The following is a 24,347-nucleotide window of genomic DNA, read 5'->3' on the forward strand; positions in this document are numbered from 1 at the left end:
AATAAACCGCTTTCATATCAGCAAAAACACAGGCCGCATCGCTATTCGCCCCCCTTGTTCAGAGGTTGGCGTAAGAGAAATGCGGCCTGTACCTTACACGAATGCGGCAGATGAATCCCATGCTTCACCATCAAACGGAATTCCTTCATTTCCCCAGCTTACGCTAGTCCTGCGGCTCCAATCTGGAGGCTGCTTCGCGGCGTCTGGAGGAGCGGTAATCGCCCGGCGTGATGCCGGCAATCCGCTTGAAGACTCTTCCGAACGAAATGGCATTCGCATACCCTACTTGAAGTGCGATATCCTGGAGGGAACAATCCGTATCTATCAGCAGCTGCTCCGCTTCCTTCATCCGCAGCTCGGTGAGGAAATCCACGAACTTCATTTTGAATTCGGTCTTGAACAGATAGCTGGCATATTTGCCGGAGACCTGGAACCGGTCACTCAGATGCTTCAGCGAGAGATCGGGATTGGTGAAATTCTCTTCGATATAATCCTTCATCTCATTGACCATGGCCCGGTAGCTCTTCGTTTCGCTGGCAGAGACATAGGTGCGGAATAAATCGGTGACATATTCGAATAGAATGGTTTTCACTTCATAGAGCGCCTCGGCCTCCTCCAATTGCTTCAGCCGGACCTCAGCATTCTCTGCCGACAGCTCGTCCTGCAGCTGTTCAGACATCACCGCCACTTCCCGGCTCAGCATCTGCAGCATAGCCTGGATCAGGGAACGGATATCCTCGTCCTTCAGGAAATCCTGTTCAAACGACTCGAAGATCCGTTCCAGCTGCTCCCGCCACTGGCCGCTCGACATGCGGAAATACTTCACGAATTCAGCAATCATCTGCAGATATTTATACGTCTCAAGCAGCGGCTGGCGCGCTTCGCCGCTGCCTGCCAAGACGATATCCTCATGAATCAGCAGCTTGTGCTGCATCACATATTCGGCGGCCGCATAAGACTCCCGGATCATCCCCGGCCCGGCGGCAGCGGAGCCGATACCGAAGCTGAGCGAGATCCGCAGATTCTGCTCGACCCAGGAGCGGCAATCCTCCGCGAAGACCCGGAGCTTGGCCTCCATCTCCTGATCGCTGCCAGTCGCCAGGAACAGAATCGCTGCGCGTTCGGTTCCCACCCATTCTGCCCATCCCTGCAGCTCCGCATTCCGTGCCAATTCCTGAAATACATTCATCAGGGCAAACTTCAGCGTATTCTGATCCCCCCGGGTATACCGGTCCTCGAATACCTGCTCATAGCGGTTGATCTCCCCAAGCACAACGATGAAGCGCGAGGAAGCATTCGCACCGGTAAGCGGAGACAGCTCCTCCAGCCGCCGGGTCACCTGCTCCAGCCGCTCGCTGTGCAGCAGATCGGTGAACAGCTTGCTGCGCTGCAGCAGCAGGTTCTCCCTGGTTTTGGTATCATAATCGGTCATGTGGTTAATCAGATTCTCCAGCACGCCGTCAATCAGCATCATCTCGTCCGGCCTGTCGGTAGACTGATCCATCGTGCGGATCTGATGGCCTTCAATCCGGTTCATAATCACCTGGATCGGCTTATAATTGCGCCGGGTTACATAGATCAGATACAATACCGCACAGACCACGGTCCCCACCGCAATCGCTACCCAGAGATAAGAGATCACAGAGACCCAGCTGAACAGATTCCCCGCCTTGATTCCACTTGCGAACGTCCAGCCGTTTCTCTCCAGCTTAAGTGTGTTCAGCACCTTGCCGTCAGCAGCACCTTCTGTATCGGAATGAGCCTGGTATACGGTGTTGCCATTGCCGTCCAGAATAGTCATGAACGAGAGCTGCTGGTTAACCATGCTGTCGATGAGCTGCTCCAGGGCACTCATTTTGATATTGATGACCAGTATTCCCCCGGAGCCGAAAGGAAGCGGCATTGCTTTATTGGTTGTCAGCACACGAATTTCTGTACGCTGGGACAGACCCGAATGATAATCCCTGACCGGTTGCCAGCCTTCCGGTACTGCCGGAGTCGAAGTCATGGCCCTGATCCAGTCCTCATCGGCGAATCCCTCCAGCTCCTTCAGCCCCGTATCGGTTAGAACGCTTCCACGCACCCGGTCATACAAATACACCGACTGGATATATGAGGATTCCTGTATCAGATTGCGCAGACTCTGGGCAACCGCATAGATCGTCGCCTGGTCCGGCTGGCTCTGCGTATTGAAATAACGTTTGTAGACCTCGCTCCGCTCTACCGCATCCAGCACCGACAGCTCGGCTTCCTTGATCGTCCGGTCCACACTATCCCTGAGATAGCTGGCGGAGATGCGGTCTGCCTTCTTCGTCTCCGTCCGGGAGATATCATTAATAAACACAAATGAGGCAAAGATCAGAATCGTCACCGTCAGCAAAAATATAGGGAAATAAGACAGCAGCAACCGGCGATACCAGGAACGGGACATTCGACAACCTCCTCCACAACCATCAGGATACCCGGCCGCATCCGGCCGCTTCATATACATATCGTCCAAGGCGGCTCTGGGGCGGCTATGGACTTCAGATCTATTTCATCTGCGGCAACCGGCCATACTGACTGCCGTTCGAATTCCTGCCATTATAGCACATGCGCTTCCCCTCCAGCTAACCAGATAAAGTCAACTCCCCTCGGGCCTTTTCCCCGCCATTCTCCTGTGCTGGTGCAGGTTGTAACTGCCTCCACAAACAGTCAGTAATTAGCGCTTCAACCGCTTCGGCGGGTGCCACTGTAACTGCGCACGCACTACCTTAACAATCACAGCGGCCAACGCTGCAGTAACTGCTTCACAACCACCTTGGCATACCTCGTTAACCAACTCCGGCACTGTCTTCAACCCACTCGGCCACCACCCCTGCAACCGACTCCGGCCACAACAGGTGGATAAATGCATCTTATTTATTCAATTTATTACATTTATGCCCAAGCAAGTGGAAAAACAGCATTTAATAGTATCGATAATGGCACTTTGAATGAAATGCGATTAAATTAAGTGCTGTTTTTCCAACTGCTGTTGTACCAGGATTCATTCTTCCGGCAGCAAGTGGAGTAATTCCAACTAACTCCGCCCGTAGCTTCCACCTGATCTATGGATTTCATGAAAAAACGGAGCGCGCACAGCCGCAGCTGTGCACCCCCGCATATTCCTGCCCTTCAGACATATAGGCTGCCACCCGGATGTCCTACAAACCGCTATTTTCCCGGATATACCGCCGCGCCTTGATCGCATATTCCAGCGGATCGGCAAGCGCCGGGTCCTGCTCCGCTTCAACAACGAACCATCCCGTATAGGGCGAGGCGGCCAGTTCGGCAAAAATCTCCCCGAATGCGATGCAGCCATCGCCCGGTACGGTGAAGGCTCCCGCTTTTACCGCCTGAAGGAAGCTTAGGTTCTCTGCCTTCACCCGCTCGACTACCTCCGGCCGGATGTCCTTCAGATGCACATGCTTAATCCGTGGCAGATGCTCACGCAGCACCTCCAGAGGATTCTCGCCGGAGAAGGCCAGATGTCCCGTATCGTATAGCAGCGACACTTCATTAGGATCTGTAAGCTCCATCAGCCGGGCAATCTCCGCTGCAGTCTGCACCCCGGTGCCCATGTGATGGTGATAGACCAGCGTCATGCCCTTCTCAGCCGCCAGCCGTCCCAGCCCGCTAAGACCCTCTGCGAGCGTGGTCCATTCGCTATCGGTAAATACCGGCTTGTCAGCGAACAGCGGCGTATCCATCTGCCCTTGAATGCTCCGGCCCTGCTCGGATACGACAATGACCTTGGCGCCCATCTCATGCAGGAAATCCCGGTGCGCACGGAAGGCTTTCGCTGTCTCCTCATACGGACGCACCGTCAGGAAGGCGCTGAACCAGGCACTGGCGATACTCAGACCGCGCAGTTCCAGTGCCTTGTGCAAAAGCTCCGGGGAACGCGGATACTTGTTGCCCACCTCGCTGCCCTCATATCCGGCAAGCGCCATCTCGCTGATGCATTGCTCGAACGTATTGCCGCCACCCAGCTCAGGCATATCATCATTCGTCCAGGCAATCGGAGCGATCGCCAGCCGGACGGCATTGTCTCTGAACATGCTCATGTTCTACCCCTTCCACAATCCCAAGTATGGCAGAATCCTTGATCCACTGTGCGCCGTCTGCCTTGGTTCGCGCACATGCAGCGCCCGCTTAGTAGCTCCGGGCTTTCTTGAGTCCGCTGTGCTTCCGGTCATAAGCCTCCTGTACCGCTTCCTTGCCGGACACTTCTGCAACCCCGACATTCCACCAGGCTCCATAGCCATGGGTCATCGTCTTCGGCAGCACTTTGATGTCGATCAGCGTGGAGCGTTCCGACTGGCGGGCCGCAGCAAGGGCCGTGCTAAGCTCCTCGACTGTTGACGCGCGGAAGGTCTGTACCCCATAACCGGCCGCACTCGCCGCATAGTCGATCCGCATCAGCTCACCGCTGAGCTGGCCGTTCGTCCCCCGGTGGCGGAATTCTGTGGCCATGCTGTCCATTCCCTGCTCCATCTGCAGGTTATTAATACAGCCGAAGCCTGCATTATCCAGCAGAAGGACGTTGATCTTCCGGTTCTCCTGCAAGCTGGTTACCAGCTCGGAATGCAGCATCTGGTAGCTGCCGTCCCCGACCAACGCGTAGACTTCACGCCCCGGCTCAGCCAGCTTGATGCCCAGCGCCCCGGCAATCTCATAGCCCATACACGAGAAGCCATATTCCATATGATAGGTATCCGGCACCTCCGAGTTCCACATCCGCTGCATATCTCCCGGCAGACTGCCCGCCGCTCCAATGACAATCGCATCCTGCGGAATCGCTTTATTAATGATCCCCAGCACCTGCGTCTGGGTCAGCGAAGTGCCTAGCACCTCTGCATATTCCGGGAGCTTCTCATCGAGATGACCGGCTACCTCCGGGGTGAACGCACCTGTGCTGCCGGTGTTCACCGGATACTCCACACCAGCCAGGCGTTCCCTCTCCGCAGCCCACGATTTCTTCGCCCGGGTGATCTCATCCGTATACGCAGAGCGGTATCCCCGCTCTTCCAGCGCTGCGGCTAAGGCGTTCAAGCCTTCGGCAGCATCGCAGACCACCGCAAGCGCATCCAGCTTGGCCGCATGATATGGCGAGGCGTTCAGCGTCAGGAATTCCACCTCAGGATGACTGAACAGACTCTTAGAGGCGGTGGTGAAGTCCGTAAACCGGGTGCCGACGCCGATCACCAGATCGGCCTCCGGGGCCAGCGCATTCGCGCAGCCGTTGCCGGTGACGCCGATGCCGCCGAGGTTGTACTCGAAGCTGCTGGCTACGGCGCTTTTGCCGGCCTGGGTCTCTCCGAACGGAATGGCGAATTTCTCGGCAAAAGCGCGCAGCGCCGCTCCGGCATCCCCATACCGGACACCCCCGCCGCAGACCAGCAGCGGCCGCTGCTTGCTGGCGATCAGCTCAGCCGCAGCCGCGATCTCCTGTGGATGAGGCAGCCGGGCGATGACCCGGTGAATCCGCTTGCGGAAGAAATCAGCCGGGTACTCCCAGGCTTCGCCCTGCACATCCTGCGGCAGCGCAATCGTAACCGCCCCGGTATCTCCCGGATCCGTCAGCACCCGCATCGCGTTCAGCATGGCCGACATCAGCTGCTCCGGCCGGGTGACACGGTCCCAGTATTTGCTGACTGCCTTGAAGGCGTCATTAACCGTGATCGACAGATTATACGTATGCTCCATCTGCTGGAGCACCGGATCAGGCTGGCGGGTAGCGAAGGTATCTCCCGGCAGCAGCAGCACAGGAATCTGATTCGCCGTTGCTGTTGCAGCAGCTGTCAGCATGTTAGCGGCCCCCGGCCCTACTGAAGCGGTACAGGCCATAATCTTCCGTCTGCGGCTCTGCTTGGCGAATGCGGTTGCCGCGTGAACCATCCCTTGCTCATTGCGTCCCTGGTAGACCGTCAGTTCACCCGGCGCTTCCTGCAAGGCCTGCCCCAATCCAAGTACATTGCCATGCCCGAACACGGTGAATACCCCGTGCACGAAGCGTTCCGGCCCGCCGCCGTAATCCACATACTGCTGATTCAGAAATTTAACCAGCGCCTGCGCTGTCGTTAATCGGATACGTTCCACTTCATGTTCCTCCCTTCGCCTTGTCTACTGCCAGCGGGCAGTGACGACTTTTTTGCGCGTATAGAATTCTACCCCGTCGCTTCCGTTCGCATGAAGATCGCCGTAGAACGAATCCTTCCAGCCCGAGAACGGGAAGAACGCCATCGGAGCCGGTACGCCCACATTGACACCCAGCATGCCGGACTCGATGTTCTCGCGGAAATAGCGGACTTTCCCGCCATCATTCGTAAAGATACAAGCCCCGTTCGCAAACCGCGAGCGATTCGCAATCTCTACCGCCTCGGCCACATCCTTCACCCGGATCACCGACAGCACCGGCGCAAAAATCTCCTCCTGCCAGATCTTCATCTCCTCCGTCACCCCGTCGAACAGCGTAGGCCCGATGAAATAACCCTCGCCCTGCACCGCAGCATCCTCCCGGCCATCCCTGAGCAGCTTCGCGCCTTCGGCGATCCCCTGTTCAATGTAGCTAACCGTCCGTTCTTTATGGCCTTGACGGATCACCGGCCCAAGGAACGTATCCTCCTCCAGACCGTTCCCGATGGTCATGCTGTTGCACTCCCGCAGCAGGATCGAGATCAGCTCATCGGCGACTTCCTCCTGTACCGTTACCACCGAGCAGGCCATGCAGCGTTCCCCGGCAGAGCCGAAGGCCGCATTCACAATCTGGGAGGCCGAGGCCTCCAGGTTCGCGTCCGCCAGTACGATGGAGTGGTTCTTCGCTCCGGCTAGCGCCTGAACGCGCTTGAGATGGTCCGTTCCTTTTTTGTATACATATTCCGCCACCGGCTGCGATCCGACAAAAGAAATCGCCTTCACATCCGGGTGCTCCAGCAGCCCGTTCACCACCTCATGCGCGCCGTTCACCACATTCAGCACACCGTTAGGCAGTCCGGCTTCCTCCAGCAGTTCCGCAAGGCGGGCCGCCAGCAGCGGTGTACGCTCCGAAGGCTTCAGCACAAAGGTGTTGCCGCAGGCAATCGCCAGCGGGAACATCCAGCACGGCACCATCATCGGGAAATTGAACGGGGTAATCCCGCCAACCACTCCAATCGGATAGCGGTACATGCCTGACTCGATGCCAGTCGCAATATCCGGCAGCTGCCGGCCCATCATCAGTGTCGGAGCACCTGCTGCGAATTCTACGCATTCAATGCCGCGTTGGACCTCGCCGTAGGCTTCTTTGAAGCTTTTGCCGTTCTCCAGGGTGATGATCTTCGCAAGCTTCTCCCAATTCTCGACCAGTAGCTGCTGATATTTGAACAGAATCCGTGCTCTGCGCGGCACCGGTGTTGCGGACCAGCCTGCAAAAGCTGCCTTAGCCGCTGCCACCGCCCGGTCCACATCGGCTCTGCCGGATAGAGGCGTTCTGCCCAGCAGCTCGCCTGTGGCCGGATTCACTACCGGCTCCGTCTGCTCCGTATCGGCTGCTACCCATTGCCCGTTGATATAATTTTTGAGTACTTGTGCCGTTTGCTCTGTCATTCTGTCCACTCCTTCTGTTCTATATAAAGTCTGCTGACTAACCTTACTTATTGCGCTCCTGCTGTAACCTCCTCGTTGGTTCGCAGGAATTCCTCCAGCTCCTCCAGGGTTGGCATAGCATCGGAGCAGCTGTGGCGGGAGATGACAATCGAGGCCGAGGCACTACCGCGCCGCATCGCCTCACTGACACTGTGCCCGCTCATCAGACTGTGGATGAAGGCTGACGCATAGGAATCGCCTGCGCCGAACGTCTTGAGCACTTTTGCCGGGAAAATCCCGCTCCGGTGGCTCTGCCCATCCGCTGTATAGCCAATCGAGCCGCTGCCGCCGTGCTTGATGACCACCAGCTCTGCCTGATGCGAGAACCAGCGGGCTGCTGTGGCCCGATCATCCGCGCCTGCCAGATTGTAAAGATTCTCCATCATATCGAATTCTTCGCGCGTGCCGATGATGCAGTGGCTTTTCTCGGCAGCAAGATTATAGTAGACCGCCGTTTCAGCGGCTGATGTCCAGGTATAAGGGCGGTAATCGAGATCGAAGAACACGGTCACGTTATGCTTGCGGGCAAATTCCAATGCCAGGAACACCGCTTCACGGGAGGGGCTCTGGGCCAGCGCCGTACCGGAGATGAGCAGCGCCTTGGAGCTGGCGATGTACTCCTCCGAGATCTCCTCTGTATTCAGCAGCAGATCGGCCACATGGTCGCGGTACATCAGAATGCTGCACTCCTGCGGGCTCTTAATTTCGGTAAAAGCCAGCCCCGTCACTGCACCCGTCCGGTCCACGCAGACCTGGCTGTCGTCGATGCCATCCTTACGCAGATAGCTGCGGATGAACCTGCCCATCTGGTCGTCAGCCAGCTTGCCGATGAAGCCGGTACGCATGCCGAGCCGCGCTGCACCGATGATAATATTGGCCGGAGAGCCGCCGACATATTTGGTGAAGGTCATCGTCTCTTCCATCGGCCGCCCGGTCTCATTGGCGTTCAAATCAATACACAACCGGCCAACAGCAACTACATCCAGCCGCCGGTCAGGGTCGAACTGTAAACCGTTCATAGTGATGCCTCCTTGATCAAGCTAGGGAAAAGGTAATTCGTTCGGTAACACGAATGGCTGTACATCGGACAATGAAATTAATTGGACAATTAAGATGTTGATCGCACAATCAAATTGTAGATCGTGCAATCAAAAGGTTAGTTTGATACGCCGCTGTATGAGTCGCTTGGCGTGTAGATTGAGCATTTCAATGAGTGATCGTTTCCATGGTTGAACTGGTGATGAATGAATATTGATCGTTAGCTTGGCTGGATCATTGAGTTACTTGTAAATGCAACTTGGAGCAGATTGGAATGCTGTTTTGAAGAAAATCTGGATGTCATTCGGACTGGATGCCATTAGGAACAGATTATTTCACTATTTCTTGGGGGGAGGGTAAGCGCTTAACCTAATTTTCTACTTTAGTATAGTTTAGAAGCGCGCTTTTGGCAATCCTCAATTTGAAAGCGATCTCAACAAGCCGGTAGAATGAATTGAAGGGGAACATTTCCCCCCGGAAAAACAGGTGGAAAAACGTAGCTTAATTCCTCGTTTTTTGACACTTAGGAGCAAGCAAGTGGAAAAAAAGCAACTACTGTGATTGATTTTGCAGCCAAGGTGGATGTCGGGATTATTTAAGTGCCATTTTTCCAACTACTGCTCCTCCGGCGGGCAATCGTTCGCCAGTAGCTGTAGTAAATCCACTTGTTCTCCGGCTTAGCACACGTTGTTGCTTAATGGGCAGACTGGGCTAGCCAATTGTATTCGGTTTTTCGCTTACATTCCGCACGCACGCCCCCCGCAATACCCAATGTATTCGGTTTTTCACTTACATTCCACGCGCACGCGCTCGCAATACCCATTCTATTCGGTTTTTCGCATCCCTCCGGCACTCTCCACCCACACATCTCGCTCTTCCCCCACTACAGCACGCAAAAAAAGACCCGCTCCCAGCCGCAGCCGGAACAGGTCTTGAATAGATAGTGTGTGGTTAGTGCGGAACCGGACCCGTCGAATGACGGATGACAAGTTCGGGCATCAGCATGATTTTGCGCTTGGGGCTGGTGGGGTTACTGATTGATTCATTCAGCAGAAGCATCGCCTGCTCGGTCATCTCGCGCAGAGGCTGGGCGATACTGGTCAGCGAGGGATGGCAGATTTCGGCCAGCATCGTATTGTCGAAGCCTACTACGGACAGGTCGCGGGGAATGGACAGGCCGGCACTGCGCGCCTCCTTGAGCACCCCGATCGCCAGCAGATCATTGCAGCCAAAGATGGCGGTCGGGCGTATGTTCTGTGCCTGGTTCAACATTTCTGCTGCTGCCGTACGCCCGTTCTCCAGCGTTGCCGAGGTGTGGATCATATTCGCCGGATTGTCAAAAGAAATCCCGGCCGCCTTCAGCGCATCCAGGAACCCCTCCACCCGCAGCCTGCTCCCCGGCAGATTGTCAGAGATCACTCCCAGCCTGCGGTGACCGAGGGACAGCAAATATTCTGTAGCCTGATAGCCGCCCTTGTAATCATCGACGGTTACACTGTTGCCCTCCAGCATACGGATATCGGCTGAGAACAGTACGAGCGGCACATGATCGGCCACCATTCCGCGAATCAGCTCAGGATTCCCCGTATGAGAGGCAATAATCAGGCCATCCACCCGTTTGCGCAGCAGGAGCGAGATGTACCGGGCCGCCTTCTCATCGCTGCGGTCCGTACTGCACACGATTAAGTCGCTGCCCTGCTCCTGAGCGTAATCCTCGATACCGCGGGCCGTCTCCGCAAAAAAAGGATTGGCAATATCGGGGATCATCAGCCCGATGGTACCCGTCCGGCGGCTGGTCAACGCAGAAGCTACCAGACTGGGCTGGTAGTTCAGCTCCTCCATGACCCGCCCTACCTTTTCCCGCGTCTTGTCGCTGATCCGGCCGCTTTTATTCAATACCTTGGACACCGTAGCGATAGAGACGCCTGCTTCCCGTGCCACATCATAGATCGTAGGTTTCATCGTTATTAAGCCCGCCTTTGCGTTCATGCCTTCTTATCCTTCGATTATAAGGAAGTCCTCCCACGCTGTCTATCTATCGGGTATGTGTGTCTTTTACAGACCAGCTAGTTCAAAAAGGCTCCCGCTGCGCGGAAGCCCCATAATAATCCATTCGCTTATCTGCCAAGCTGCATAACTTTCTACACTCTTCAGCTCTATTTACTCTGCCGCTGCTGCAGACCCGCTCTGTCCCGGCTTGAACAGCCACTCATGATCGGGATCATTGTGGAACACCCATGTGCGCACCGGTCCGGCCATCACGTTAAGATAATACGAATCATATCCCGGCGGTGCTGAGACAGGATGATAGCCCTCCGGCACAAGCACAATGCTCTTATCCGGAACAGCAATAGTCTCGTCGAGGCTGCGGTCATCATTATAGACCCGCTGCACCACGAAGCCGTGGGCGGGATTGACCCGGTGATAGTACGTCTCCTCCAGATAGGATTCGGCCGGCAGGTTATCCTGGTCATGCTTGTGCGGCGGATAGCTGGACCAATTGCCGCCGCCCGTGCGCACCTCGACCACCAACAGGCTCTCGGCCACACTCTGCTCAGGCAGGATATTAACAACCTTGCGTGACATACTGCCATAGCCGCGATCCTCGATTGCCGCATCTGACGGGGTAATCAGCCGTGCCGGATATTTGCCGCTTCCCGGAGCAAGACAGACTCCAAGCTCCAGCTCTGTCAGTGCAGTAACCTCATAATGCGCTCCCGCCGGAACATACACAGCATAAGGAGCCATATCTTCAAAGACTGACATGCGTCCGCCGATATCGGCGAACCGCTCGCCATCCACCTCTATATCTGCTTTGCCCGCCAGCAGTACCAAACAGACTTCATTCTCTTCGCTATCACGCTCCAGGGTAGCCCCAGCTTGCAATTGGTACACCTCGAACCCGACATACTTCCATCCGGCACTCTCGGGGCTGACCGCAGCGATACAGCCATCCTTATCCGGCGCTCCGGCCTTAATCAGTAGATCAGACATCCTCGTTCATCCTCCTCTGTCTTCAGAATCTGTATCCGCTTACAAGGCCTGCAGTTCAGAAAATCCTGCTTCCGCAGCAGTTACAGACAGCTTGACGGGAAGTCCGCTCAGATACGATTCTCTGGCTGCTTCAGCAATGAGCTGTGCGGCTTCGCCGTCACGGCCGCTGCAGATCACCGGCTCCTGTAGCCGCACAGAACGGGCGAACGCAGCAATCTCCTCCGTGAATGCCTGGTTATAGCGCTCCAGGAAGAAATGCTCCGGCTGATCGCGGGTGACCGAAGCCGCGGTGGATACTTCCACTGTTGTCGGGCGGCAGTTGTCTGCCGTCGCCGAACCCAGCGTTCCGAAGACCTCGACCCGTTGATCATAGCCATATACGGCCTGCCGGCTGTTGTCGATCACGCAGATCGCCCCGTTCACGAACGTCAGTGTAATGACGGCGGTGTCCACATCCCCGCAACGGCCGAACATCGGATCAATCAGGTTCGCCCCCCGGGTGTAGACCTCAGCCACTTCACTGCCTACCAGATAACGGGCCATATCGAAATCATGAATCGTCATATCCATGAACATCCCACCGGAAGAACGTACATAAGCTTCACCGGGAGGCTGCGGGTCACGCGAGGTAATCTTCACAATATGAGGATTCCCCAGCTCTCCGGACTGAACCAGCCGCTTCAGCTTGCGGAAGCTGGGGTCCATCCGGCGGTTGAAGCCGACTTGCAGCAGCACACCAGCGTCCTCTGCCGCCTGCAAAGCCCGCTGGGTCTCTTCCGAGGATAGGCTGATCGGCTTCTCACAGAAAATATGTTTGCCCGCGCGCGCAGCCCGCTCAATCCAGGACGCATGCGAATCAGTCGGCGTGCAGATGAACACCGCTTCAATCTCAGGATCATTCAGTATATCTTCACCCGCAGCAAAAACAGAGCCAAGCCCTCTGCTCTCTGCCCAGGCCAGCAATTCCTCACTCATCATAGCTTCAGCTATGGACTTCAGCTTGAACGAAGGCATCGCACGCAGATTGTCTGCGTGGAGACGGCCGATTCTTCCCGCTCCGATAATGCCAACTACAATCGGTTTAATCATGTTCGCTTATCCTCCTCAGAGGGTAAGCGCTTAACCTTCCCGAGAACAGTATACTTCATGCCCGGGAAAGCTTCAAGCAAAATCTTTTCTCAAAAAGATCAGATAAGCGTAGGCCGAAATAAAATAGGAAATAGATACCGTGAGATTTCTCTTTAACAATTAAATGAATCCTATATTATGCAAGTTAGAACAGGAAAAGAGGTGTTGTCTCATGAGCAAAATTAATTTTACCGAAAGCCTGCTTCGTGTAATTATTTCTCTGATCGGACTTCCATTCACATGGATTCAAGCGGCTCTTTCCAGATACCTTCTGTATAAATATAAAGCTCCAGGAGAAAAGATTTCAGTTGGCTCACATCATCTCCATGCGATGGTTACCGGCAGCAACACAAGTAATCTTCCGACGATTCTATTGGAAGCAGGAATGGGCGGTTGTGCTCTGGATTGGTCATTGGTTCAGCCCGCATTAGCCAAGCATACCAAGGTCCTCTCCTATGACCGGGCCGGTTTCGGTTGGAGTACTACACCTATCAGTGAGCCGACTTGCGAAGGCTATGTTCGTGATTTGCGGGAATTATTGACGCAGCTTGAATTAGAACCCCCATACATTCTTGTAGGGCACTCCTATGGCGGAATGATCATGCGGCTGTTTGCTTCTAAGTATCCTGAAGAGGTCTCCGGGATTATTCTTGTGGACTCCACACATGAGCAAAGATTCATAGAATCCACTTTTAATCAAATCAGATATGAAGAACGGCTGCGGCACCTGAGACGGCTAAGAATGGGTTATCTTTTATCCCCTATTGGGTTGCCCCGTCTATTAAAACAACCTATTGGTGCCAAACGGCTGCCTCCACCAGTTCAACATACAGTGAATACACTCGGATATCGAAATAATGCGTATAAAGCGGCATATCTGGAATCTCTCTGCACTATAGAAAGCGCCCTCCAATTAATAGAGTCAGAGCCTTTAGTTCCGGAATTACCAATCATCGTATTATCTGCCGGAAGGCAGAATGAGGATTGGCAGCAAGCACAGAAGAAGCTCCTCCAGTTAACCGCAAAAACCCGGCAGATCGTGATAGAGGACAGCTGGCATTCCATTCAACTATATAATCCGCAAGCTGTCGTAGATTCGGTACTGAGTTTATTAAGAGATAATCATCGCAACCAAACAGACAAGTGGGCGTCTATTTAGTAGGAATATATATCCATTAAGAAAGGTGAGCTAACATGATCGGGAGATTCATAAGGGTTCTGGAAGGATGTTCCAGACTCGTTATTAGTATTTTTCATCCAGCCATCGGGGGAGAACCGGTGAAGGGTATCGACCTGTACGCACCTTGCCAGGCTGAGGCCGCTAAGCTTTTGACAGAGATGGGCGTGGATCTGGACAACTTAAATATTACCAGTGTAACAACCAACGGGGCCATAGCTCCAAAACAGGGAGGGTATCCCGTCGTCCTCTTCTCCCCTGGATTTGGTGTTGAACGCGATATGTATCTCGGAGTGATTTCCAAGTTAGTCTCCAAAAACTACGTGGTAATTACGATTAGCGCCCCGCATGAGTCTGTCTTCACCGTATTTCCAGATGGCAGCTATCTCAAGCAGGCACCAGAAATGGCGGAGCTGGCAAGCAGCGACTACACCAGTTGGTCCCGTCTGCTCCTCAACCGGGTTCAATACATAAACGCAGTTATGGACATTCTTGAGACGCTTAACTGCTCCGATGATGCTGAGCTCGCCGGGCTGTTCGACCTGGATAAGGTTGCTGTCATGGGACATTCGCTCGGAGGTGCCGCCTCCCTGGAGGCCGCCAAGCAGGATCACCGGATCAAGGCGGCTGTCCTGCTCGATCCCAGTTTTCACCTCATACGCCGCGAAGACGTACTGTCTTCTGTTCCAGTTTTGCTGCTGCGGCAAGAAGCTTCGGCGTACCGGGAGATGGCAGCATCTATGAATGAGACCATTGCATACGATTACATCGATGGGCAGCGCTATGCCTTCAACTCTCTGAATAATGCCCATTTCTATCAGGTAAAAGGGGCTCAGCACATGTCGTTTTCGGATATTCCGCTTCATTACGGTGATCAACATGCAGTTCCCGTTCATGCCGTTACCGCAGAAGCTGCAACCACATTCATGGAGGCGGTCTTTTGTAAGGGTGAGGCGGGCCGAAATCTCGCTTTACAGCCTGGAGAAACCGTCGTTCCCATCAACGCAGAGGGTGAACCTGTAGGAACTTAGTATGAATTGATAAACGTAGTTGCAGGGGCAGTATTGCTTAATTTTAAATGTTCTTTACAGCTAAATACGGGTACTCAATGATACACTTAAGCTATCGTAACTCTTGCTTGAAGGAGTGTTCCAAATGCAATTACGAATAGTGAAAGCGCCCGGCACAAACGATACATCTTATGTTACAGGACTACAGGAAATTCGGATATGGAAAGAAACTGCTGCTCGAAGCCGAAAAAATGGCTAAAAAAAAATGTGATTTTATCAAATTAGATACCCTAAGCTTTCAGGCATTGGATTTTTACTTAAAGCAAGGGTTTGAAGTGTTCGGAACGATACATAACGCCGGCAGTTACTCTCACTATTATTTGACCAAAGAACTCTCTCAAAACAGTTAATTCGTTAGCCAGCGCTTAGGCTAGCAAGCATACGTCTATTTAATTGGGAAAAGCAGATTGGAAATTAAAGGTGTTGCCGGAAGCATCTAAGAGAAGGATAGATCACTTATGAAAGCTAATAGGAATATAGCACTTATTCTTAGTTTCATTGCCTTAACTGGAGGCATGTTCATCTCGTCGCTGATTGGTGTTGTCTTTGGAATCATTAGTATAGCTTTGAGTTTGCAACAAATGAAGGCTGATAGAAAGAAATCCTTAATCGCTATAATAATCAGCACAATTGCAATGTTAATTCCAATAATCCTGGCGGTCACTCTAGCCACTATACTCGATGAGTAGGATAACGCGGGAGTAATGAGGGGAAATCCAGATTTGTAATTAGTGTTTTTTATCCAGCATCCGGGGGAGCCGCTGTGAGTGGTATAGACCTATACGCACCCTGCCGGCGGAGGTCGCTGCGGTCTTAACAGAGATGGGCGTTAATCTCGACACAGAGGATGATCCTGTAGTAACTGTATCGTAGGAGGATTTTTCATGAAAGTTAGACTAAGCGATTATAATCCGGACTGGGTTAACCGTTACCAAGAGGAAGCTTCGTTTTTAACTACAATATTTGCGGATGAAATCGTACGTTTTGAGCATTTTGGCAGCACCTCAGTGCCCGGTTTAAAAGCTAAACCCGTGATTGATATGATGTGTATTGTAAAAGACATAGGCAAAATCGACTCGTACAACGATAAGATGACTCTGCTCGGATATGATGCAGGTGGAGAATGGGGAATTCCCGGCAGAAGGCTATTCCGCAAGGGCGGAGAGGCAAGGACGCATCATATTCATTGTTATCAGGCAGACAACCCTCAGATTGAACGGCATCTCGTGTTCAGAGATTATTTAAGAGCCCATCCGTCGGAAGCGGCAAGATACAGTCAGTTCAAACAAGAATTAGCGGATCGCTTCGAGGATACCAGCCAGTACGGCCCGGCCAAAAAAGCATTTGTGAGCTCGATGGAACAACAGGCGCTTTCCTGGTACGCAAGCCTGCGTTCTGATGCGAGGTGAGCCGATGAATTTCAGATGTGAATGCGGACACCGAATCCACGACAATACGGATTATTTGCCCTATAAAGGATACTTCCTTGCGGACCAGGATCAGGATGATCTTATGGATGAGATTGACGATGCTATTGAGAAATCGGGTCCGACACCGCGGGATAAGGAAGAAGCTGCTATGAGGATTAGATCCTTAATCACTAGACTGTTCAAATCCGCTTACCAGTGCTCCAATTGCGGGAACCTCTTCATGGATCTTGGTCCTGCCGGACTGGAGATGTTCAGGGGAGTTGATCCTGTGAATAAGAATCTGTTACGGTCGGCTTTAGGGGAGCAGTGGCGGGGGCATGTATATGGAGAATGGAAGGACATCCTGCCTGAATGGCAAACTTCCCATGGCATCCTGTACAATGAGACCAATGTCAGCTGTCCAAGCGGAGAATCGGCGGGGAATGGACATTATAGCGATTGGGAAGCCTTGGAACGGGACTATTATCAGTTGTTTGATGAACTCAAGAACAGGAATGCTATACGTTACAGCCAATTGGAAAAGAACGGGACCCTAATTCATTCATGGAGCTTACCTAAATAGCTTTTCTGTATAGGCTGAATGAGTGGAAATAAGCTAAAAAACTCTAAGGAGGAACTCCAATGAAGACAATCCTGCGCATGATGGACCATCTGTACTGGGCGGACGGACGGATTTTGGATGCACTTGAAGCGAGTCACACGAAGGACGCGGAGCTGCTGAAGCTGGTGCGGCATGTGGCGGTGGCGGAGCAAGTCTGGCTGTCGCGCTTGCAGGGTAAGGGCAGCACACAATACGCATTATGGGAAGAAGCGGAAGACCTGACGACAATCCGGCAACTGTTCGAAGAGAATGCTGAGCAATACCGCAGCTATATCGGCAAGCTGGAAGAATCTGTGCTGGATCAGATGATTAGCTACAGCAGCCAAAATGGAACCTCGTTCCAGACCTCCGTCCGGGACATCCTGCTGCAGGTGCTTTTACATGGGCAATATCACCGGGGACAGATCAACCGGGCCCTTCGGATGGAATCGGCAGAGCCTGCCCCTGTTGACTACATCGCATTCTCAAGGCTTTAACCTCGCAACTATTAATGAACAAGGAGCGAATGCAAGAAATGGAGATCAGAGCATTACATACGGGTGAACAACCACCAACCGGATTACTCTTATTGGCGGACCCTTCCCCGAAGCTGGTTGAAGACTATGTGGCAAGAGGGCAATGCTTCGTTGCTGAGGCGGATCAACAAGTGGTCGGAGTCTATGTGTTACTGCCTACAAGACCGGAGACTGCCGAGCTGGTCAATATTGCAGTGAATGAGGAGTTCCAGGGGCAGGGAATCGGGAAGCAACTGGTGAATCACGCGATTCAGGAGGCTAAGCGGCTCAGATTCAAAACGCTGGAGATCGGCACAGGCAACTCTAGTATCTGCCAGCTTGCGTTGTATCAGAAATGCGGCTTCCGGATCACCGGGATAGACAGGGACTTTTTCATCAGACATTATAGTGAAGAAATCTATGAGAACGGGATGCAGGTGGTGGATATGATCCGACTGTCTCAAGATCTGTAAGTCATTCTCGGATACGGAACAGCTTCACCAATGTTAATGCAGTGCAGAAATTACCGCGGGAGGTAACGCATCTTATGCAAGCACAAATATTGCAATTCCTCAATAATACCTATCCGGTTCAACTCTCCAGTATGGAGGCCGTCACCAATGAAATGTACCGTTGCCACTCGGAGAAGGGGACATTCTTCGCCCGAATCACGAATTATAAGACCTATGAAGAACAATTAGCTGAAGTGAACTGGACTACTTATCTGTTCAATCGGGGCGTACGGGTGCCTGAGGTTATACCTACAATACAGGATTCAGTTGTCAGCACCCTGCTGATGAATGAAGAAGAGAAGTGCGTAGTCTTGTTCCAGGCAGCAGCCGGAATTCATTTGCCCCGGGCCAAATGGGACAAAACCATATTCAGAACCCTTGGACAGCAGATAGGCAGAATGCATCAGGTGAGCAAAGAATACCAGCACTCTGAAGCGGCCCAGCCGATTCCGCATTGGTATGATAACGATGAATATGATTTTCTCAAGTCTATTCCTGCAGAAGAGAGGGCCATACGGGATATTGCGAAGGATGTGCTCAAGCAGGTCCGCATGCTGCCGAAGGATGAGGCGAACTACGGCATCATCCACGGCGACCTGTGGCTGAACAATACGCTTGTGGACAGTGACTCTGCGCTGACGATGATTGACTGGCAGGATTGCGAGCGGCATTATTACGTCTATGATCTGGCGGTGCCTATCTACTCTGCCCTGGAGTTCTCGTTTGCGGGCGGACAGAACCTCATAGACTATAAGCGTGCGATAACTAAGGCAATCACGGACGGATATAAGGAAGAGCATTCCCTCTCCGCCGAGATGTCCAGACAGCTGCCGCTGTTTATGAGACTGAAAGAGCTGTTTGAGTACAACCTGATGCATATGTATTGGAACTTCGAGGAGCTCAGCGAGGAGCAGGTGCGCATTCTAAATCTGTACAGAAGCAAGATTGAGTATATGCATACGTGAGGTGAGTGAGGTGTATGACTATATCAGTATTCATTCTGCGGGCTACGCCAAGACTGTAAGGACGGAGGTACTGGAGCGGTTTTTTATTAGTACGATGAGGTTTGAAAAAATCGGTCCTCTATCTTTCTCCAAGGCGCTCCATGGAGCGCATATCGGGGTAAAGGGAATCTCCGCAAATTCGGATGGCAGTTATGCTTACTACATCCTGGAGGGGATTGAAGCGGTGAACCTGGTCGAGGTCATTCTGCCGGCGATGATGGATGAGCAGCTCGAACATGCCATAACCGGTCTGGCGATGGCCATTGCCGACGAATTCGGCTGGTGCATTGATGAGGACCACGGTTTGGATACTTGATGAAATCAGACCTATTCTCTGTGCCTGCACAATGTATGCTGTTTTTCGCATTCATTCGGGCCATATGCCTGCTTGCGAACACAATGTATGCTGTTTTTCGCATACATTCAGGACATACGCCTGCATGTGAGCACAATGTATGCTGTTTTCCACATACATTCGGGCCATGCGCCGGTATGTGAGCACAACGTATGCTGTTTTCCACATACATTCGGGCTATGCGGCGCTGCTGTACCAGCCGATTGCATTCGGTTTTTCGCATACCTTCAGCAACACAGTTACCCTACGAATCACTCTAAGAACTCTTATCCACAAATTTACACACACCTTATCCACTGCAGGAGGAAACGATAGTTTCCTATGCAAAAAAAAGCGGCAGCCGAGGACGATTCGTCCTTGGCCGCCGCTTGTCTGATCCGCTGGCTTCTGTCACCTGCCCACTTCCTGTTTCGACTCTTCTCGCCTAAGCAGAGTTTCCGCCTCAGCAGTAATGCAGCGCTTCACCCAGCGCGACCAGCGCCATCGCCTGGCCGTAGGCCATCGGGGCAATGATGATCCCTTTGTAGTCCTCCTTGGCTGCGCCGATGGGAGTACCGCCGGACACGCCGAGCACTGTGCCTTCGCCGTCAATTCTGTCCAGGATGGCACGGATTGCCTGCAGAGCCGGTTCGCTATAGGCCTCCGGGAGCAGTCCCCGGCGCACACCGTTCAGGATACCTGCGGCAATCGCAGCCGAACCCGAAGTCTCGGTATAGCTGCCGGGATCATCCAGCAGGGTATGCCATAATCCGTCCTCGCTCTGACATGCGAGCAGGGCTTCGGCCTGGGCCTGCAATGTCTGCTGGAGATAGTTGAAGACTCCGTCTGTCAGATAGGGCCGCATCAGCTCCAGATATTCCGGCAGACCGAGCGCGAACCAGCCGTTGCCGCGGCACCAGAAGGCTTCGCTGAAGTTGTGGCGCTCTGCAAAATGCCAGCCATGGAAGAAGAAGCCGTTTTTTTTGTCATACAGATATTTAATATGCAGCAGCAGCTGATGCAGCGAGGTCTCGCGCCACTGCGGGTTGTCGTACTTCACACCCATTTTGGCAGTGAACAGAATCGCCATGAACAGCGTATCAATCCAGATCTCGTTCTCATGGAGCGAGACCTCATGCTTCTGAGTCCCCGTAGTCACATGCTGATAGCCTTGCTCCAGCGTCCGCGGCAGGCCGTGCATCAGCCATTCTATCCATTCGAGACTCAGCTCTCCGGCCTCTTCCAGCTCCATCAGCGAGAGCAGCGGGGCAGTCGTATTAATATTCCGGCTGGGTAGTCCCTTCGTAAGCTGCCGGGCCATCCACGGCTTGGTGTATTCCGCATAACGGCCGTCCCCGAAATGCCGGTCAAGCTTTTGCAGGCCATACAGCCCCACACCCTGCGGCCAATCCCATTCTTCCATCCCGAAATCTCTGGCAAAATACCCCCGGCGTCCCGCGTCTTCCCCCAGGTTCTGCAATTCCGCTTCATTATCCGGCCGGCCCAGCTTCAGCAGCTTATTCGTGACCAGGTCCAGCTTCTGCATAACCTCTTCCTTGCTCACACAGCTAACCGGCACCGCTTGCTTCTCTCCTGCTCCCATCCTAGCCTCTCTCCTCTCAGCTCTGCGCCCCGCGCAGCTTGATTCTGAACGTTCTGATCTCATACGGCTTCACCTGGAAGCTCAGCTGCTCTTCTTCCTTCCAGTCTCCCAGCGGCTCCTCCATCAGGTTGCATTCCTGCCAGGAGGCTATAGAGTAAGCACTGTCTACAGTTATCTGCGTCCGGGAACCGGCGTACTCATGCAGCCGCAGCACCACATCCTTGCCGTCCTCCGAACGTTTGATAGCATCCACTGTCACATGCTCACCATCAATATAGAGCAGCGGGGGCCCTTCCAGCTCACCTGCCACACTGCGAAGCGGATTATTCAGCTCCCACGCCTCCTGGACCACCCTGCCTTCGACGAAATCACCGGTATGCGGGTACAGGGCATACGTAAATTCATGGTGCCCCTGATCCTGCTGCGGATCGGGATGAACCGCCGATTTCAGCAGCGTCAGCCGGAGCACGCTGTCCTTGATGTCATATCCGTATTTGCAGTCATTCAGCAGCGCTATGCCATACCCCTTCTCGCTGATATCCGCCCACTGGTGGCCTACTGTTTCGAAGCGGGCGTAATCCCAGCTCGTATTCCAGTGTGTAGGACGCTTCACGTTACCGAACTGAATATCATAGGTAGCTTCCAGCGCATGAATATCCACCGGGAAAGCCACCTTCAGCAGCTGGTTATGTCCGTGCCAGTCGAGTTCTGTACGGAAGTCAATCCGCACGGTATCGCGGTAGAAGATGATATCCTGGGTAACCGCTGTGCGGTGATAGGTCCAGGTCAAGCGCAGCACCGCCCGCAGCGGGCCGTTCTCGGTCAGCTCACATCCGGTCAGCTGAGTGATCTCAGTCATCTTTTCCTGGTAGAAAATATCGATATCCCACGCTTCAAAATCCAGCGGCTTATCCTCGAACACCTGTAGTACATTCCCCCGCTGCCCTGGCGCCAGCAGCTCACGGCCGCTCTTCCGGTCGATCATTGAAGTGAAATGCCCCTGCTCATTCCACACCACTTCCACAAGCGGTGTGCTCAGCGTGTTGCCGGATACGGCTGCAAGCGGCTGAACCTGTGACTCCTGAGGAGCCTTGCCTGCTTGCCCGTGAACTACCTTCAGCACCGCCGTGCCCAGTGCAGGCACAGACGGAACATAGACCAATACTTCCCCGTCTGCTGTCCGCTGCTGCCATAGCCGGTTCCCGTCAGCGTCATGAACCTGTGCAGAATCTGCAGCACCTACAGCAAGCAGCGCATAACGCGGGCGGTTCCAGTTCGAGCTGTTCATCAGAGTAAACCTGCTGTCAGCCTCTTCTTCTTGGGCCACTCCGTTAATCAGAGCTAGTGAGCGCGCTTCGCCTTCTGCATATTCAGCATCACTGTCCTCATAGACCTCAGCGATCGACGAACCGGGAATGATGTCATGGAACTGGTTGCGCAGCAGAATCTCCCAGATTCCGGTCAGTTCAGCCGCAGGATAAGCGGTTTCAAGATTCCCCTGTCTTACACCCGTCAGCGTATGCAGCCACTCGGCATCGCGCAGCAGCAGCTCCAGGCGGCGGTTATATTTCTTGTTGCGGGCTTGTGAGGTATACGTCCCCCGGTGGCATTCGAAATACAGCTCCCCGTTCCAGGTGTGTACGAACGACTCCGCCTTCCCGATCCGTTCATGCAGCCCGGTGAAATATTCCCCGGCACTGCCCATCTCAATCTTCGGAATGCCCGGAAGCTTGTCGAAGCGCCGGCGAAGCTCCAGCATCTCCCGCGTCGGCCCGCCGCCTCCGTCACCCCAGCCGTATGCAAACATCAGGTGATCATTGATCTCCTTATCCTGATAGGAATTCCAGATCCCGCGCAGCAGCCCCGCCGTCATCCGGCCGTTATACGTGTATTCCGCCCCATCCTTCTCAGAGGTCGTGATGAAATGCGTCAGCACCTCCGAGCCGTCCATCCCCCGCCACCAGAAGGTGTCATGCGGCATCCGGTTGAACTGATTCCAGCTGATTTTGGTCGTCATGAACGTGTCGATGCCCGATTTGCGCAGAATCTGCGGCAACGCCCAGCTGTATCCAAAGACATCCGGCAGCCACAGGTACTTGCTCTCTACGCCGAATTGTTCACGGAGATAGCGTTTGCCCAGCATAATCTGGCGGACCAGCGACTCACCGGACGGGATATTACAATCCGACTCCAGCCACATGGCTCCCTCTGCTTCCCAGCGTCCTTCCTTCACCTTCTCCGTGATTCGTCCGAACAACTCCGGATAATCCTGCTCCAGATATGCGTACAATTGAGGCTGCGTCTGCAGGAACTGGTACTCCGGGAACTCCTCCATCAGCTTCAGTACGGTGGAGAAGGAACGGGCTGTCTTTTCACGGGTATGCTTCAGCCTCCACAGCCAGGCAACATCAATATGGGTATGACCCACAGCTGTAAGCGTTACGTCAAAAGTCTGCGGCATCGCCTCTATCGCCTGATTCAGACTGGCGCCTGCCTTATACAGCGAAGCAGTATGCTCTGGCGAGCCCGGCTCCGACCAGTCGATCAGACGGAAGGCTTCATTCAGCGCTCTAAGCAGCCACTGCTTCTCCGGCTGGTCTCTGCCAAGATAACGGAAGGTGTCGAGCGCTGCCTTCGACATATAGAACAGATCATCAATGCTCTCGTCCAGATAGCCGATGAACGCTTCGCTGAGCCGGTGCTCCTGAATTCTGGGCAGCCCGCCGCCCTCAAGCCCCGACCATAGCCGGAAGGCCAGCTCTACCGTCTGTCCGCCCCATTCATCGCCGAATATTACTTCTCTATGGTTGTTATCTACGCCCTGATAAGGCGATCCGTTCACGAACAGCAGCGATTCGAAGCCGGAGTTATTGAAGTCCCCTGTTTTGCCAAAATCAAATCTGCCGGCAATTTTGAAGCCTGCCTGACTAGGCGGCAGCACGATCTCTGTGCGCAGCCAGATGTAACGGTCCCGCCCGCGCCAATGCTCATGAAGCCTGATGATGCCATCAAAGGACACCGACTCCGGGTACACAACGTTAGCCCCTTCCTCATCCTCAGCGAACGCGAACTCAGTAAGCTCCTGAACCTTAAGATATCTATACTTTTCCACTTCGGCCTGGCGTTTGATCAGCTTTTCTTCTGTGAATAACATCTCTATCACTCCCTGTATCCGCTTTCATATGGTCACTATAGCAAACCTTCCACTCCAAAAACTACCCTACTCTTGCTGTATTCGGCCCTATTCATTGCATATTTTGCTTTTTTGGGCCTATAATATACAGGTGGAAACGGCTTGGACTTCTATAGTAAACG

Annotated in this window: 18 protein-coding genes and 1 pseudogene; 9 read left to right on the forward strand and 10 right to left on the reverse strand. The window is 53.6% G+C overall.

From position 1 onward, the window contains the following. Window positions 1–163: 163 nt before the first annotated feature. The 8 genes from MHH78_RS28580 to iolG form a co-directional block, all read right to left on the reverse strand. The gene (locus MHH78_RS28580) at window positions 164–2,431 is read right to left on the reverse strand and encodes a helix-turn-helix domain-containing protein (RefSeq protein ID WP_076076407.1); all 2,268 of its coding nucleotides are present in this window, start codon (window positions 2,429–2,431) and stop codon (window positions 164–166) included. A gap of 754 nt (window positions 2,432–3,185) precedes the next feature. Beyond that, window positions 3,186–4,082, reverse strand: coding sequence for a myo-inosose-2 dehydratase (gene iolE / locus MHH78_RS28585; protein ID WP_341170397.1), 897 nt, complete (start codon window positions 4,080–4,082; stop codon window positions 3,186–3,188). A 94-nt stretch (window positions 4,083–4,176) separates the two neighbouring features. Further along, a complete protein-coding gene (gene iolD / locus MHH78_RS28590; RefSeq protein WP_341169640.1) occupies window positions 4,177–6,123 on the reverse strand; it encodes a 3D-(3,5/4)-trihydroxycyclohexane-1,2-dione acylhydrolase (decyclizing) in 1,947 nt (648 codons plus the stop codon). A gap of 24 nt (window positions 6,124–6,147) precedes the next feature. After that, entirely contained in the window at window positions 6,148–7,608 is a 1,461-nt protein-coding gene (locus MHH78_RS28595) for a CoA-acylating methylmalonate-semialdehyde dehydrogenase (protein ID WP_076076413.1), read from the reverse strand. 47 nt (window positions 7,609–7,655) lie between these two features. Beyond that, window positions 7,656–8,666, reverse strand: coding sequence for a 5-dehydro-2-deoxygluconokinase (gene iolC / locus MHH78_RS28600; protein WP_076076415.1), 1,011 nt, complete (start codon window positions 8,664–8,666; stop codon window positions 7,656–7,658). 970 nt (window positions 8,667–9,636) lie between these two features. Then, window positions 9,637–10,647, reverse strand: coding sequence for a LacI family DNA-binding transcriptional regulator (locus tag MHH78_RS28605; RefSeq protein WP_076076418.1), 1,011 nt, complete (start codon window positions 10,645–10,647; stop codon window positions 9,637–9,639). A gap of 198 nt (window positions 10,648–10,845) precedes the next feature. Beyond that, window positions 10,846–11,679: a 5-deoxy-glucuronate isomerase gene (gene iolB / locus MHH78_RS28610; protein ID WP_341169641.1), complete on the reverse strand. Its 834-nt coding sequence runs from the start codon at window positions 11,677–11,679 to the stop codon at window positions 10,846–10,848. 39 nt (window positions 11,680–11,718) lie between these two features. Beyond that, complete coding sequence (gene iolG, locus MHH78_RS28615) at window positions 11,719–12,765, reverse strand: inositol 2-dehydrogenase (protein WP_341170398.1); 1,047 nt, start codon at window positions 12,763–12,765, stop codon at window positions 11,719–11,721. 214 nt (window positions 12,766–12,979) lie between these two features. On the opposite strand from iolG, the gene MHH78_RS28620 reads away from it, so the two are divergent. From MHH78_RS28620 to MHH78_RS28660, 9 genes and pseudogenes are all read left to right on the forward strand, one after another. After that, on the forward strand, window positions 12,980–13,966 hold the full coding sequence (locus MHH78_RS28620) for an alpha/beta hydrolase (RefSeq protein WP_341169642.1): 987 nt from the start codon (window positions 12,980–12,982) through the stop codon (window positions 13,964–13,966). 119 nt (window positions 13,967–14,085) lie between these two features. After that, a complete protein-coding gene (locus MHH78_RS28625) occupies window positions 14,086–15,015 on the forward strand; it encodes an alpha/beta hydrolase family protein (RefSeq protein WP_341169643.1) in 930 nt (309 codons plus the stop codon). A gap of 176 nt (window positions 15,016–15,191) precedes the next feature. Next, window positions 15,192–15,404, forward strand: a pseudogene (locus MHH78_RS28630) (GNAT family N-acetyltransferase); the annotation flags it as partial. Between the two features lie 534 nt (window positions 15,405–15,938). Then, window positions 15,939–16,463, forward strand: coding sequence for a GrpB family protein (locus MHH78_RS28635; RefSeq protein ID WP_341169644.1), 525 nt, complete (start codon window positions 15,939–15,941; stop codon window positions 16,461–16,463). A 4-nt stretch (window positions 16,464–16,467) separates the two neighbouring features. Continuing rightward, window positions 16,468–17,046 carry a hypothetical protein gene (locus tag MHH78_RS28640; RefSeq protein WP_209875179.1) on the forward strand — a complete coding sequence of 193 codons (579 nt, stop codon included), beginning with the start codon at window positions 16,468–16,470 and terminating at the stop codon, window positions 17,044–17,046. A 59-nt stretch (window positions 17,047–17,105) separates the two neighbouring features. Further along, a complete protein-coding gene (locus tag MHH78_RS28645) occupies window positions 17,106–17,561 on the forward strand; it encodes a DinB family protein (RefSeq protein WP_076076437.1) in 456 nt (151 codons plus the stop codon). Window positions 17,562–17,599: 38 nt separating this feature from the next. Continuing rightward, a complete protein-coding gene (locus tag MHH78_RS28650; protein WP_341169645.1) occupies window positions 17,600–18,052 on the forward strand; it encodes a GNAT family N-acetyltransferase in 453 nt (150 codons plus the stop codon). Window positions 18,053–18,126: 74 nt separating this feature from the next. Then, on the forward strand, window positions 18,127–19,056 hold the full coding sequence (locus MHH78_RS28655) for a phosphotransferase enzyme family protein (protein ID WP_341169646.1): 930 nt from the start codon (window positions 18,127–18,129) through the stop codon (window positions 19,054–19,056). After that, window positions 19,037–19,411 carry a hypothetical protein gene (locus MHH78_RS28660; protein ID WP_341169647.1) on the forward strand — a complete coding sequence of 125 codons (375 nt, stop codon included), beginning with the start codon at window positions 19,037–19,039 and terminating at the stop codon, window positions 19,409–19,411. The genes MHH78_RS28655 and MHH78_RS28660 overlap by 20 nt, the downstream gene beginning before the upstream one ends. Before the next feature lie 481 nt (window positions 19,412–19,892). Here MHH78_RS28660 and MHH78_RS28665 read toward each other — a convergent pair whose 3' ends face one another. Together MHH78_RS28665 and MHH78_RS28670 are read right to left on the reverse strand one after the other, a co-directional pair. Further along, the gene (locus tag MHH78_RS28665) at window positions 19,893–21,032 is read right to left on the reverse strand and encodes a glycoside hydrolase family 88/105 protein (protein WP_341169648.1); all 1,140 of its coding nucleotides are present in this window, start codon (window positions 21,030–21,032) and stop codon (window positions 19,893–19,895) included. A 16-nt stretch (window positions 21,033–21,048) separates the two neighbouring features. Next, entirely contained in the window at window positions 21,049–24,186 is a 3,138-nt protein-coding gene (locus tag MHH78_RS28670; RefSeq protein WP_341169649.1) for an alpha-mannosidase, read from the reverse strand. Window positions 24,187–24,347: the final 161 nt, after the last annotated feature.

This window comes from Paenibacillus sp. FSL H3-0333 (assembly GCF_038002805.1).
Taxonomy (GTDB): Bacteria; Bacillota; Bacilli; order Paenibacillales; family Paenibacillaceae; genus Paenibacillus_AQ; species Paenibacillus_AQ silagei.

Excerpts from the sequence above, each read along its gene's own strand:
- MHH78_RS28640 (WP_209875179.1), top strand. The coding sequence starts at position 16,468 with ATGAATTTCAGATGTGAATGCGGACACCGAATCCACGACAATACGGAT.
- MHH78_RS28645 (WP_076076437.1), top strand. The coding sequence starts at position 17,106 with ATGAAGACAATCCTGCGCATGATGGACCATCTGTACTGGGCGGACGGA.
- MHH78_RS28670 (WP_341169649.1), bottom strand. The coding sequence starts at position 24,186 with ATGTTATTCACAGAAGAAAAGCTGATCAAACGCCAGGCCGAAGTGGAA.
- MHH78_RS28580 (WP_076076407.1), bottom strand. The coding sequence starts at position 2,431 with ATGTCCCGTTCCTGGTATCGCCGGTTGCTGCTGTCTTATTTCCCTATA.
- MHH78_RS28595 (WP_076076413.1), bottom strand. The coding sequence starts at position 7,608 with ATGACAGAGCAAACGGCACAAGTACTCAAAAATTATATCAACGGGCAA.
- MHH78_RS28665 (WP_341169648.1), bottom strand. The coding sequence starts at position 21,032 with ATGGGAGCAGGAGAGAAGCAAGCGGTGCCGGTTAGCTGTGTGAGCAAG.
- MHH78_RS28650 (WP_341169645.1), top strand. The coding sequence starts at position 17,600 with ATGGAGATCAGAGCATTACATACGGGTGAACAACCACCAACCGGATTA.
- MHH78_RS28655 (WP_341169646.1), top strand. The coding sequence starts at position 18,127 with ATGCAAGCACAAATATTGCAATTCCTCAATAATACCTATCCGGTTCAA.
- iolE (WP_341170397.1), bottom strand. The coding sequence starts at position 4,082 with ATGTTCAGAGACAATGCCGTCCGGCTGGCGATCGCTCCGATTGCCTGG.
- MHH78_RS28635 (WP_341169644.1), top strand. The coding sequence starts at position 15,939 with ATGAAAGTTAGACTAAGCGATTATAATCCGGACTGGGTTAACCGTTAC.
- iolC (WP_076076415.1), bottom strand. The coding sequence starts at position 8,666 with ATGAACGGTTTACAGTTCGACCCTGACCGGCGGCTGGATGTAGTTGCT.
- iolB (WP_341169641.1), bottom strand. The coding sequence starts at position 11,679 with ATGTCTGATCTACTGATTAAGGCCGGAGCGCCGGATAAGGATGGCTGT.
- MHH78_RS28620 (WP_341169642.1), top strand. The coding sequence starts at position 12,980 with ATGAGCAAAATTAATTTTACCGAAAGCCTGCTTCGTGTAATTATTTCT.
- MHH78_RS28605 (WP_076076418.1), bottom strand. The coding sequence starts at position 10,647 with ATGAAACCTACGATCTATGATGTGGCACGGGAAGCAGGCGTCTCTATC.